The 13,432-nt window shown below is 59.5% G+C and carries 8 protein-coding genes; 3 read left to right on the top strand and 5 right to left on the bottom strand.

Annotated features, from left to right (window positions below):
* Nucleotides 1-5 precede the first annotated feature (5 nt).
* Together ACTWLJ_RS26055 and ACTWLJ_RS26050 are read left to right on the top strand one after the other, a co-directional pair.
* The gene (locus ACTWLJ_RS26055) at nt 6-959 is read left to right on the top strand and encodes an alpha/beta hydrolase (RefSeq protein ID WP_445179054.1); all 954 of its coding nucleotides are present in this window, start codon (nt 6-8) and stop codon (nt 957-959) included.
* A gap of 1,001 nt (nt 960-1,960) precedes the next feature.
* Nucleotides 1,961-2,419, top strand: a complete 459-nt coding sequence (locus ACTWLJ_RS26050; protein ID WP_445179053.1) for an REP-associated tyrosine transposase — start codon at nt 1,961-1,963, stop codon at nt 2,417-2,419.
* Between the two features lie 335 nt (nt 2,420-2,754).
* On the opposite strand, the gene ACTWLJ_RS26045 is transcribed toward ACTWLJ_RS26050, so the two are convergent.
* The 5 genes from ACTWLJ_RS26045 to pvdM all read right to left on the bottom strand — a co-directional run bounded on the left by ACTWLJ_RS26045 (nt 2,755) and on the right by pvdM (nt 10,679).
* The gene (locus tag ACTWLJ_RS26045; protein WP_445179052.1) at nt 2,755-5,175 is read right to left on the bottom strand and encodes a TonB-dependent siderophore receptor; all 2,421 of its coding nucleotides are present in this window, start codon (nt 5,173-5,175) and stop codon (nt 2,755-2,757) included.
* A gap of 152 nt (nt 5,176-5,327) precedes the next feature.
* Nucleotides 5,328-6,977, bottom strand: coding sequence for a cyclic peptide export ABC transporter (locus tag ACTWLJ_RS26040; protein ID WP_445179051.1), 1,650 nt, complete (start codon nt 6,975-6,977; stop codon nt 5,328-5,330).
* Nucleotides 6,978-7,096: 119 nt separating this feature from the next.
* Nucleotides 7,097-7,990: a dihydropyoverdine dehydrogenase gene (gene pvdO / locus ACTWLJ_RS26035; protein WP_445179050.1), complete on the bottom strand. Its 894-nt coding sequence runs from the start codon at nt 7,988-7,990 to the stop codon at nt 7,097-7,099.
* Between the two features lie 30 nt (nt 7,991-8,020).
* Nucleotides 8,021-9,301 carry a pyoverdine-tailoring periplasmic protein PvdN gene (gene pvdN, locus ACTWLJ_RS26030; protein WP_445179049.1) on the bottom strand — a complete coding sequence of 427 codons (1,281 nt, stop codon included), beginning with the start codon at nt 9,299-9,301 and terminating at the stop codon, nt 8,021-8,023.
* Nucleotides 9,302-9,329: 28 nt separating this feature from the next.
* The gene (pvdM, locus tag ACTWLJ_RS26025; RefSeq protein WP_445179048.1) at nt 9,330-10,679 is read right to left on the bottom strand and encodes a pyoverdine-tailoring dipeptidase-like protein PvdM; all 1,350 of its coding nucleotides are present in this window, start codon (nt 10,677-10,679) and stop codon (nt 9,330-9,332) included.
* Nucleotides 10,680-10,898: 219 nt separating this feature from the next.
* On the opposite strand from pvdM, the gene pvdP reads away from it, so the two are divergent.
* Nucleotides 10,899-12,527, top strand: coding sequence for a pyoverdine maturation tyrosinase PvdP (pvdP, locus tag ACTWLJ_RS26020; protein ID WP_445179047.1), 1,629 nt, complete (start codon nt 10,899-10,901; stop codon nt 12,525-12,527).
* The last annotated feature ends 905 nt before the right edge of the window (nt 12,528-13,432 follow it).

The raw sequence follows: 13,432 nt of genomic DNA, 5'->3' as shown, positions 1-13,432 counted from the left end.
GATTTATGTCATTGAATTCGGAAGTGGCGGCGTTTCTCGATCTGGTCGAGGATAGCCAGAGCAGCGCGTTTCACCAGGGTACGCCGGAGCAGGCGCGAGCGGCGTTCGAACAGTCCTCGCAACAGATGCGCTGGGATGTGCCGGATGTCGATGTGACTGAGGTGCAATACATCGCTCGCGACGGTGCCGAGTTGACGTTGCGGCTGTACCGTCCTTTGCAAAAGGTCGGTGTCTTGCCGGTGCTGCTGTTTTTGCACGGTGGCGGTTTTGTGGTGGGCAGCCTCGACTCCCATGACGGTATTTGCCGCGAGTTCTGCGCGCGTACGCCGTGTGCCGTGTTGTCGGTGGGCTATCGCCGCGCACCGGAACACAGGTTTCCGGTGGCGCTGCACGATTGCGCCGATGCACTGGATTGGCTGCGCGAACATGCCGGGGCGTTCGATCTCGATCTGTCGCGTCTGGTGTTTGGCGGCGATAGTGTCGGCGCCACGCTGGCGACCGTGCTGGCGCTTGAAGCGCGTGCGGCCGACGCGCTCAAGCCATGCCTGCAATTGCTCTGCTACCCGGTGACGGACGCCTCGCAGCGCCGCGAGTCAATGGACTTGCTCGGCGAGGGTTATCTGCTGGAAAGCGACACCCTGGAATGGTTCTACCAGCACTATGCACGCAGCATTGAAGATCGCCACGACTGGCGTTTCTCGCCACTGCTGTGCCCCGACCTTGCTGGCGCCGCACCGGCCTACGTCGCCTTGGCAGGTTTCGACCCGCTGGTGGACGAAGGCCGCGCTTATGCCGAACGTTTGGACGGCACAGGAGGACTGCTTGAATGCCGTGAATTCACCGGCCACGTTCACGACTTCCTGCGCATGCGCATGGTCACCGAAGAAGTGGAGGTGATTTATCAGGAACTGGTTACGGTTCTGCGCGCCGCGATGTATCCGGCTGACATAGCGGATTGACCGCAACGACGCCATCGCCAGCAGGCTGTCTCCCACAGGGTTGGTGGTGGACAGAAAATATAGGCCCCCCCGAAAACCACTGTGGGAGCCAGCCTGCTGGCGATTGAGGCAATCCCTGCTGAATCCTTGTTGACTGACCCACAGCTATCGCCAGCAGGCTGTCTCCCACAAGGTCTGCGGCTGGATACAAAATATCTGCCCCCCTGAAAACCATTGTGGGAGCCAGCCTGCTGGCGATTGGGGCAATCCCTGCTGAATCCTTGTTGACTGACCCACAGCTATCGCCAGAAGGCTGTCTCCCACAGGATCTGCGGCTGGATACAAAATATCTGCCCCCCTGAAAACCATTGTGGGAGCCAGCCTGCTGGCGATGAGGCAATCCCTGCTGAATCCTTGCTGACTGACCCACAGCTATCGCCAGCAGGCTGTCTCCCACAGGATCTGCGGCTGGATACAAAATATCTGCCCCCCTGAAAATCATTGTGGGAGCCAGCCTGCTGGCGATGAGGCAATCCCTGCTGAATCCTTGCTGACTGACCCACAGCTATCGCCAGAAGGCTGTCTCCCACAGGATCTGCGGCTGGATACAAAATATCTGCTCCCCTGAAAATCACTGTGGGAGCCAGCCTGCTGGCGATGAGGCAATCCCTGCTGAATCCTTGCTGACTGACCCACAGCTATCGCCAGCAGGCTGTCTCCCACAGGATCTGCGGCTGGATACAAAATATCTGCTCCCCTGAAAATCATTGTGGGAGCCAGCCTGCTGGCGATGAGGCAATCCCTGCTGAATCCTTGTTGACTGACCCACAGCTATCGCCAGCAGGCTGTCTCCCACAGGATCTGCGGCTGGATACAAAATATCTGCCCCCCTGAAAATCATTGTGGGAGCCAGCCTGCTGGCGATAGTGATCAGTTAGACACATCCAGCCAAAAGTCTGTAAACCCTCCATGGGTCAGACGGACTAGCCTTCTCATAATCAATTTATGAGCGAGGCGAAGGAATGCCTGATTTACCTGCTTCACATCGCCTGCGGCGTGGTCGTTACGCCGAATCAAATCGAATTTACCTGCTGACCACCAACACCCACGGACGCCAACCAGTTTTTCAGAATTTCGAACTGGGTCGCTTGGTTGTGAACCAATTTCGACATGCACAACAGCAAGGCGTGGCGAACTCATTGGCCTGGGTCGTCATGCCTGATCACTTTCATTGGCTGGTCGAGTTGCAGTGTGGGTCGCTGGGAGACTTGATGCAAAAAACCAAATCTCTGAGTGCCAAAGCGGTGAATCAGTCCGTAGGCCACAAGGTCAGTCTCTGGCAAAAGGGTTTTCATGACCGGGCACTGCGACGCGAAGAGGACCTGATCAAAATGGCCCGCTATATTGTGGCCAACCCTTTGCGAGCGGGCCTGGTCGAGAAACTTGGCGACTATCCATTGTGGGATGCCATATGGGTCTGAATTTCAACACCCCCCAAAACCACTGTGGGAGCCAGCCTGCTGGCGATTGGGGCAATCCCTGCTGAATCCTTGCTGACTGACCGGCAGCCATCGCCAGCAGGCTGTCTCCCACAAGGGCCGTGGTTGGACGCAAAATATCTGCCCCTCTGAAAAACCACTGTGGGAGCCAGCCTGCTGGCGATGAGGCAATCCCTGCTGAATCCTTGCTGACTGACCCACAGCTATCGCCAGCAGGCTGGCTCCCACAAGGAGAGTTGATCTGGCACAAGTTAAAGTCCGGCCAAAAAAAAACGCCCCGGTTTTGCCGTGGCGTTTTTCTGGTTACAGCCGTTAAATCAGAACGTGTACTTGAAGCCCGTCATGATGTTGCGCGGAGCGCCGTACATGCCGTGGTCGCCGGCGTAGCTGAGGTACTCGCGGTCGAATACGTTGTTCAGGTTGACCGAGGCGCTGAGGTTTTTGTTGATGTCGTAACGAGCCAACAGGTTGGTGACGGCGTAGCTGCCTTGCTGGAAGGTGTGCAGGTCGGCACCGGTTTTGCTCTGCCAGTTCACGCCACCACCGAGGGTGATTTTGTCCAGAATGCCCGGCAGGCGATAGCTGGTGAAGGTTTTCAGACTGTGGCGTGGCAGGGTGGTGACGATGCGCTGGTCATCGGCATCGGTGCTGACTGCGTAGGCGTAACCTGCAGACGCCTGCCAGCCTTCGGCCAGTTCGCCGTCCAGGGTGAGTTCGGCGCCCTTGGTGGTTGTGCCTTGCTCGGATTTATAAGTGTTGCCGCCCGGGGTGTCGATCCAGATCGCCAGATTGTCCTGTTCAATCTTGAACAGCGCAAAGCTGGAGTTCAGCTTGCCGTCGAAGTGGCTGCCCTTGACGCCGACTTCATAGCCGGTGCCTTCCATCGGGTCCAGCGGCTTGTTGTTGACGTCACGTACCCAGGACGATTGCGGGTTGAAGATCTTGGTGTAGCTGGCGTACAGCGACCAAGTGTCGTTGAGGTCGTAGACCACGCCCGCGTACGGGATGTAAACGCCGGTTTCCGATTCCTTGGTCTTGGTTTCTGCGGCGCCGTATGGCTTGTCTTCGATGTCGCGGTGCCAGTCGACCACTCGGCTGCCGAGCAGGATGCTCAGGTCGTCAGTGGCATGCAGGCGGGTGGCCAGGTAGGCGGCGTATTGGGTTTCGTCGACGGTGGATTTACCGGTGACATTAAACTCCGGTTTGACCGAGTCGCCGTTCCAGTTCAGCAGGTTGTCGATGGCGCCGGCCGGTGAGCCGGAGTAGTCGTACTTCCAGCCGCCGTAGCTTGGTACGTTCTCGTAGTAGTTGGACAGGGTTACACCCGCGATCAACTCATGCTCGCGACCCAGTAGGCCGAACGGACCGGTCAGGTAGGCGTCGATGTTGTCCTGGCGTGGAGTACCGGAGAACCGCACAGGTAGTTGGGTGGTGCCGCTGCCGTCCGGATTCAGGCCGCCGTTGACGTAGTTGAAGACCTCGTCGAATTTGTTTTCCGAGTGAGTGAATTCGAGTTTGCCGCTCCAGCCGTTGGCGAACTGTTGTTCGATCGAGGTGAAGAAGCTGGTTTGTTCGTGGTCGTTGTACGACCAGGTCTGCGCCGAGTTGAGCGAGCGGCTGAGGTTGGTGCGCGAGCCGTCAGTGAAGCGGGTCGGCAGGCCGGAGCGCATCGGCGAATCGACGTCGGTGCGTTGGTAGCTGAAGCCCATGGTCAGCAGGGTGTCTTCGGTCAGATCGAATTCGGTGATGCCGTAGATCAGCTGCGAATCCTGCTTGTAGCGATCAACCCAGGATTGTTCGGTCTTGAAGTCGGCGACCAGTCGGCCGCGCACGTTGCCAGTTGGTGTCAGTGGACCGGAAACGTCGAAACCGGTGCCGTAGCGATCCCAGTTACCGGCTTCAGCGGTGACGCTGGCCTGGGCCTCGGCGGTCGGGCGTTTGCGGATCAGGTTGATGGTCGCCGAAGGGCTGCCCAGGCCGCTGATCAGACCGGTAGCGCCACGCACCACTTCAACACGGTCGTACATCGCCATGCTTTGGGTGTAGTTGTCCATGCGCTTGACGGTCGGCACGCCGTCGATTTCGAAGTTCTGAATCTCGAAACCACGGGAGAAATAACCGTCGGATTCTGCGCCCTGACCATCGCGCAGCACGATGATGCCCGGCGTGGCGTCGAGGGTGTCGCTGAGGTTGGTGAGGTGTTGGTCGTCCAGGCGCTGGCGGGTCATCACGGTCAGCGACTGCGGGGTTTCTTTCGGGGTCAGGTTCAGACGCGTCGAACTACTGGACGAGTAGGTGGTGTACAGCCCGGTGCCTTCAGTGGTCGAGCCAGGTGCCTTGCCGGAAATCGATACCGCGCCCAGCTCCAGCGCGTTGCCGGCACCGGTCGCTGGCAACAGCGATACGGTATTGCCGGTCAGTTGATAAGTCATGCCGCTCCCCAGCAGCAAGTTGTTCAGCGCTTGTTCCGGTTCCAGATGGCCAGATACCGCGCTCGACTTCAGACCCGACAGCGTCTCCGGGCTGTAAAGAATCTGCAGGTTGGCTTGTTGACCCAGTTGTTGCAGGGCACTGGCCAGTGATTGTGCCGGAACATTGACATCGACCGGAGTCGCCTGAGCCTGAGCGCTGCCCATCAGCATCAAAGCCAGCAAGGCACCGGACAGCACGGAACCGCGTGGGTTGCGGCGAGAAATGGCCTCGGCCAAGGGAGTGCGGGACAACTTGAAGGCTTGCATGTGCTCGGGATGCTCCTGAAGTGCGAGTGCAGTTTTATTAGTTAATGATAATTAGACGCAACACTGAGAAAAAACCGGAAAAAATCCCGCACCCACGAATACTTCTGCTATCGCGCGGAGGCAGGATTGGCTCATCCCTGAGCAAAAGGCAGTCAGGCCGGATTCAGCGCGGTCATGACTTTGCCGGCGTCCATGCGCACCAACTGGTCCGCCACGTCGAAGTAGCGGTCATCGTGGGAGATCACGATGATGGTTTTGCCCAGGCGTTTGAGGTCGGGCAGCAGTTCGGTGTAGAAAATCCGGCGGAAGGTCGGGTCCTGATCTGCCGCCCATTCGTCGAACACCAGCACCGGACGTTCTTCCAGCCATGCGTTGACCAGCGCCAGGCGCTTGCGCTGCCCGGTGGACAGATCTGTGGTAGTGAAATTGCCGTCCTGCACGCTGACCTTGTGGGCGATTTCCAGGCGTTGCAGGTATTTGTTGGCGTCTTCGGGGATGTGCGTGTCGCCTTGCACCACATCGTCGAACAGGTAGTAGTCGGCAAAAATGGTGGTGAACAACTGACGGTAATCGTCGCGTGTCTGAGCATTGACGCACTCCCCGTTGAGACGAATTTCCCCCTGCTGTGGCGGGTACAGCCCCAGCAGCAGCTTGATCAGCGTGGTCTTGCCGCAACCGTTTTCGCCAACGATGAACACGATGTCGCCCTGTTCGATCTTCAGATTTACCGGGCCCAGCGTGAACGGCTGGGCATCGCCCACCGCCGGGAAGGCGTAGCGCACGTCATTGAGTTCCAGGCTATGCACCGGCGTGGCTTTCTTGCCCTGGTCGCTAAGCAGCAGGTGTGGCTCGGGCGAGGAAAATTGCGCGGACAGTTCGGCGATACGGCGGAAAGCGATCTGCGCACGGCTGACTACGGGCAGGGTGCCGACCAGATGTTCCAGCGGGCCTTTCATGTACAGCAACACCAGCACGAAGCCGCTCATCACAGTTTTGTCGGCGCTTGGCCAGAACGATTGCAGGGCCAGCGCGAGGCCGATGACCACAAAAAACAGCATCGAACCGAAGCTCTTGGCAATCACAAAAGTATTGATCGACTTGATCTGGGTCTTGCAGATGAAATCGGCGGTGCCCTTGATACCGGCATTGAACATGCGCTGGCGGCGCGGACGATGGATGCGCAACTCCTTGGCGCCTTCGGCGATGGCGTTGTAATGCTTCTGCAGTTCGTCTTCGGCGTCACGGGCGGCGAAGAAGCCTTTGATCCCACGGCCCTGGGCGAAGTACTGGATACCGCTGCCGATCAGGATTGCAACCACCATGATCAGGAACATCGGCCAGGACAGCATTGCCAGATAGCCCATGCAGCCGAGGGTCACGGTCAGCGAGATGGCCAGCGGTGCGAAAGCAAACGCGAAGTCGCTGATGGTGTCGACGTCATGGGTCAGGACCGGAATCAACCGGTGGCTACGGTATCGCTCGATCTGGTCGATTGGGGCCGAAAGCACCTTCTCGCCCAACTGTTTGCGCAAGGTGGCGATGATGTGTTGGCCGACATAGTTGGTGCCGATGTCCGAGCAGATCGAGCTGAGCAGCGCCAGTACACACAAGCCGCCGAACAATGCCACCACGCCTTGGGTCAGGCCGCTTTCGGAGTGCAGTGCATTGTTGATGGTGGCCAGCAGGACGGTGACGCTCAGGCCACCGACCATGCCCAGAATGACCGAGAGTGCAACAACAAGCCGAAAGGGTTTGAGTAGGGTGAACAATTCATGAATTGCACCGCGCGTAGGCTGGGTCATGACAGGACAGTTCCTTGGGTCGTAAAGGCAGATACCCTGTAGAACGTCTGATCCGGTGCTTAATTTAGACGGTCGCCGACTGGCGGCGACCGGGAGGAGAGGGTAAGCGTTACAGCGCGTTACAGCTCACGCACGACGCGGAAACCGATCCAGTCGCCACGCGTCTTGGGGTCGATGTCGTTGCGGTTGCCCGAACGGGAGAAAACCGGTGCTTCGCCCCAGTCATTGCCACGGATACGCAAGGTCTCGCAATTGGCTTCGAGCCAGGCGCTGCCGTCGGTTGGCGCACCTTTGTAGTCCGGGTGGTAGCAATCCTCGACCCATTCGTAAACATTACCGTGCATGTCGTACAGGCCGAATGCGTTGGCCGGATAGCTGCCCACCGGCGAGGTGAAACTGTAGCCGTCGGCCGGGCCGTAAGTATTGGCGTGCCGGGCGATGCTGTAGCCCTTGCCTTCGTCGAACGGGAAGGGGAACGGGCCTTTGGAACCGGCACGGGCGCCGTACTCGCGTTGGGCCTCGCTGAGCATGCTGTATTTCTGGCCGGTCTTTTTCGACAGCCAGGCGACGTAGTCCTTGATGTCCTGGAAGTCCATGCACACGGCTGGCTGACGCGGAGTCTGCGGATAGCGTGGCTTGCTGGCAACGCACTCGCGGCCGGGGCGCGTGTCGCCATTGGCGATCACCACGCCGCTCTCACGGACGTAGCTGTCCCATTCACCGGCGGTGATTTGAAAGCGGCTCATGGCGAATGCCTTGGCGAAGGTCACGTCGTGCAACGGTCCTTCATCGGGTTCGCGGCCGACTTCGTCATCCGGTGTGCCCATGGTGAAGGTGCCTGCCGGCAGGACCACCATTTCCGGGCAGTCCTTGCAGTCCTTGAATACTTTGCCCGCCGGTGGCGGAGTCGCAGCCTGGGCAGAGGTCGGCAGCAGGCCGGCCATCAACGCGGCGAGGGCCAGAGCCTTGAGCGCCTTGGCGCCCGTGGCTGGGGACAGCAGATCAGATTTCATGAGTCATCTCGTTTAAAGGAAAGCGGGGCGTCACAGGTGTTTGTTCAGCACAGCCATGAAGCGCTCGATTTGGTTCTCGTTGTTCAGCAAGCCGGGCGCGATGCGGATCACCGGGCCGGCGTCGCGCTCCACCGCATCACACACCACGCGGTCTGCCATCAGTTGGGTGGCGACCTGGTCACAGTCGCGATCCTTGATCCGGAAAAAAGTAAAACCGGCGGACAGTTCTGCGCTGCGAGGCGTTACCAGTTCGATAGACGAGTGTTCCAGCAAACGGTTTTTCGCATAGGTATTGAGGGTGTGGATGCGGTTCTGTACCTCGGCCTTGCCCAGTTCCAGATGCAGTTTGAACGCCTCGTCCAGCGCCCAGCGATGCTCGAAACTGTGGTAGCCGCCGGGTGTCATGGTGGTGGAAAACGTCGTGGCTTCGGAGAAGGTCGGGATGGTCGGTGTGACGTCCTTGAGTTCGCTGGAGCGTGCACAGATGATCCCGGTGCCGCGTGGGCCGAACATCCACTTGTGGGTACCTGCGATGAAGAAGTCGCAATGCATGTCCGGGAAGTCGAGGTCTTCAACGCCGAAACCATGGACGCCATCGACCACATAAAGAATGCGGTCCTTTTCCTCGCGCTGACGGTTGTGCTGGTCTACCAGTTTGCCGATTTCGCCAATCGGCAATTTCACACCGCTGCCCGATTGCACCCAGGTCATGCCCAGTACGCGGGTTTCGGGGCGGATGCCACGGTCGATGCTGGTCAGTACTTCATCGACGGAGATCCCGGCGCTGCTCTCGAACAGCTTGAGCTTGCGTACCTTCACCCCGTCTTTCTGCTGGCGATAGCCGAGGGTGTAGTTGGTCGAATAATGCTCGTGTTCGGTGGTGAGGATTTCCTGGTCAGGGCGCACATGAATGCCGCCGTAAATCAGTGCCAGACCTTCGGTGGTACTGCCGGTCAGGGCGATCTGCTCCGGTTTGGCCTTGAGATAGCGGCCAGCCCATTCGCGCACGGCCTGTTCGCGCTTTTCACTTTCGCCCAGATCCCAGTCCATCGCACGTCCGGGGTTGCGATCCAGTGTGGCGCGATGACGTTCGATGGCTTCGCGCACCGGACGCGGATGGGAGGTCACGAGGAAGTTGGCGAAGTGCAGGTAGTCCGGGTCCTGATCGAACATCTGGCGCAGTTGCGCCCATTTGTCCCCGTACGACGATTGCGAATTGGCGGCGCGCACGGGCAGGTTGACAGCAGCCCCCAGCGGCAGGCCTGCAGCAAGAATGCCGGCCTGCTTGAGGAAAGAACGACGGTTGGTCATGACTTCGGTTCGCTTCTGGCAAAGGGCATCAGTGGCTGGCCACAGGTTTCGAGGATTGCTGCACTTGCTCCCAGACTCTGAGAAAGTTGCCGCCCCACAGCTTGGCGATGTCGGCCTCGCTGTAGCCGCGCGAGATCAGCTCGGCTGTGACGTTGCGCGCCTCGCTGACATCCTTCCAGCCATCCAGGCCGCCGCCATCGTTGAAGTCGGAGCTGATGCCGACGTGGTCGATGCCGATTTTTTTCACGGCGTAGTCGATGGCGTCGCCCAGGTCCTTGAGGTTCGCTTTCGGCTCTTGATCGACGATCCCATAGAGCTGGCTGGCGTATTCGCCGAAGCGCTGCTCCGGCCAGACGGTGATGATCGGATCGCCGGGCATCAGCGCCATTTCCAGACCTTGCAGCGGTTGCAGGTCAAACTTGGCACGCAGGGCATTGAGTTTGTCTTGCGTGGTCTGGCTCAGCGGGCGCAGGTAAGTCGGGAAACCGACAATTTGCACCACGCCGCCACTGTTCTTGATCAGTTGCATTTCCTGATCGCTGATGTTGCGCGGGATATCCACCAGCGCGCGGGGTGCGGAGTGCGAAGCCACAATCGGCGCGCGGCTCAATTGCGCCACTTGCTCCAGGGCCTTGGTCGACATCTGCGATACATCGATGATCACACCAAGGTCGTTGAGACGGTGCACCGCCTGTTTGCCGATGTCAGACAGGCCGCCGAGCGCATCACGGGTGTCATTGAAAAACGGCAGCGGGCGAGACGAATCGGACCAGTCATTGTTGCCGACGTAACTGAAGCCGAACATGCGCATGCCGCGTGCGGCCCATTTATCGAGAGCGTTGAGGTCGTTGCCCAGCGGATAGGCGTTGAGCATGCTCATGAAAATCGCGAACTTGCCTTCGCCATGGAGGCGGCGGAAGTCGGCGGGGGTATAGGCAATGGCCACCTGATTGGGGAAGTCGCGCACCAGCGTGCTGATGATCTTGTAGCGTGCTTCCTGTTCGAACCGGGCTTCTTCGACGAAGCCTGCGGTCGGCCGATGCGGAGCGTTGGCGCCGTTCCAGATTTCCGGCCAGCCGAAAATCGTCAGGGCGGCGCCGGAGAGGCGTCCTCGGGCAGTCTTGACCAGATCGAACTGGCCGCTGCCGTCCTTGTCGGCTTCGTTACCGGCGGTGCCGAAATCAAGCGGAACGGTGACGTGGCTGTCGAATGAAAGAATGCGGTCCTGCAACTCGTCAGCCTGTTTCATGACTTTGGGCGGATAGCCGGGATTGTCTCTGAACCAGTGGTCCCAGATCGCAAAGCCTGCGCCGGCGCTGATCGCCAAGGCCAGCGGCAGGCCGATGTAAAGAGCCTTTTTCGAACGTGGTTTTGTCATTGCCATCTCAGTCAGGTTCGCCGTCGAGGTGCAGGCACAAGGGCCTTTGCTATCTGGGAAGAACGACTGGGCAGGGCAGTAATTTAGCGTGCCGGCAAAAGATCGGTACCGGTAGACGCTGATACAGGCTGCGATCTTTTGCCAAACCGATAAATTTGCTGCCCCGGCAATCGTTCTAGCTTGGATAAAGCCTGCTTCATGGCTGACACAGGTAAGGCAATGACGATTTCTCGACGATGGTTCATGGCGGGTCTGGCACTGACCGGCGCTGCCGTGCCTGCAGCTTATTTTGGGCATCGTGAATGGACGAAGCCGGACCCGACGATTACGCCCGGTGAGGCGTCGTTCGATGTCGCGGATGCCGCCGGCCAACGGCTGGCCGACACCTTGCGTGGCGTCTGGCAAATTCGTTTCGAAGGCCGTGATGCAGGCATCGCCGGGTTGCCGAAAGAGGGCCTGGAAGTTTTCCTCGACATCGCCCATAAGGGCCGTGGTGTCATCGGCTTTGTTGATACTGGCGAGCGTCTGCGCTCACCACTTGAGCCGCGTTATCGAGTGCTCGCCGATCTGGCCGACGTCAAGGCATCCGAACTTAGTTGGCGGTTGGTCAGTACCACGGCGGCTGATGGTGCGCCTGACTATGAATTCAGCATGGCGCTGGATGAGGTCTGGGGCGGTTTCGGCAACGCTGGCAGCGGCAGCCTCAGTGGTCGCGTGTTGAATCTGGATCGTCCCTTGATGTTGCCGGCCCAGGACAACCGCTTTATCGCGGTCAAGCGTGTCTTCCCTGAAGCGCGTGAAAGTGCCGGCCTCAATCCGACGCTGCTGGCCTGGCTGATCTCTCCCGAACATCGATTGTTCCATCAGCTCTGGCACGCCTCACGGGACAAGTGGCACACCTTGTCCGAGGAAAAGCGCGGAGCCCTGCGCGGTATTGGCTGGCAACCCGGTCCGAGAGACAAGGAGCGCGATGCCCGTGGCCCGCGCAAGGATCGCAATGGCTCGGGGATCGATTTTTTTTTCATGCACCGGCACATGCTGGGCACTGCGCGCACGATGCAGGATCTGCCAGCGTGGCAGCATTTCCCGTTGCCGCAGCCGGAACTGATCCGCGATCGGCAGGGTTTCGCCCGTTACTTCGACAATCATGACGGTACTTCGCTGCCACCGACCTGGGTGGCCGAGGACGATGACGAGTATTCGCAGTGGGTCAGCGACATCAAGACCGCCGAGACTTATCACAGTAACTTCCTGGTCTGGGAGTCGCGTTACCGTGACCCGCGCTATCTGTCGAAACTGACTCTGGGGCAGTTCGGCTCGGAGGTCGAACTGGGGCTGCACGATTGGCTGCACATGCGCTGGGCATCAGTACCGCGTGATCCATCCAACGGTCACCCGGTGCCGTTTGCCCGCGACCCGGCGGATTTTTCGGCACGCTGGTACGCCGCTGAAAATGACTTCCTTGGCGATCCTTTTTCCTCTCATGTGAGTCCCGTATTCTGGGCGTTTCATGCCTGGATCGATGACCGTCTGGAAGATTGGTTCCGCGCTCACGAGCGCTTCCATCCGGGAGAGGTGACTCGTTTGCAGGTGAATGGTGTGCCGTGGTTTGCGCCAGGACGTTGGGTCGAAGTGGATGATCCGTGGTTGGGGCCGGTCACTCACGGTTGCAGTACCGTGCCGGGTCTGCAGTCGGGCAAGTCGGTTGAGATGGATCCGGAGACCATGAAACTGGCGCTGCGGATCACCTTCAGCGATGACGAGAAGAAACTCACCGAACTGTTCCGCAAAGTGCCGAAACGACCTTGGTATGCCCGGCATCTGAAGGCCAAACAGACGACGGCTTGAGACCGCATCATCGTTCAATCGCCAGCAGGCTGGCTCCTACAATGTCCCAGGGTGCGGCGGCAAGTTGTTCCCATCCCCCAAACCCTGTGGGAGCCAGCCTGCTGGCGATGGGGCCGTCACATCCAGGCGCTGTTCTGCCACACCCACAGCTATCGCCAGCAGGCCGGCTCCTACAATGTCCCAGGGTGTGGCGCAAAGTAGTGCCCATCCCCCAAACCCTGTGGGAGCCAGCCTGCTGGCGATGGGGCCGTCACATCCAGGCGCTGTTCTGCCAGACCCACAGCTATCGCCAGCAGGCTGGCTCCTACAATGTCCGTGGTGTGGCGGCAAGTAGTGCTCATCCCCCAAACCTTGTGGGAGCCAGCCTGCTGGTGATTGGGTTGTCACATCCAGGCGCTGTTCTGCCAGACCCACAGCTATCGCCAGCAGGCTGGCTCCTACAATGTCCCAGGGTGTGGCGCAAAGTAGTGCCCATCCCCCAAACCCTGTGGGAGCCAGCCTGCTGGTGATTGGGTTGTCACATCCAGGCGCTGTTCTGCCAGACCCACAGCTATCGCCAGCAGGCTGGCTCCTACAATGTCCGTGGTGTGGCGCAAAGTTGTGCCCATCCCCCCAACCTTGTGGGAGCCAGCCTGCTGGTGATTGGGTTGTCACATCCAGCCTTTTTCTGGCAGACCCACAGCTATCGCCAGCAGGCTGGCTCCTACAATGTCCGTGGTGTGGCGGCAAGTAGTGCTCATCCCCCAAACCTTGTGGGAGCCAGCCTGCTGGCGATGGGGCCGTCACATCCAGGCGCTGTTCTGCCAGACTCACAGCTATCGCCAGCAGGCTGGCTCCTACAATGTCCGTGGTGTGGCGGCAAGTAGTGCTCATCCCCCAAACCTTGTGGGAGCCAGCCTGCTGGC

The sequence above is a fragment of the Pseudomonas sp. McL0111 genome, assembly GCF_052567255.1.
The sequence above is the reverse complement of the archived record's forward strand: the minus strand, read 5'-3'. Positions and strand labels throughout refer to the sequence as shown.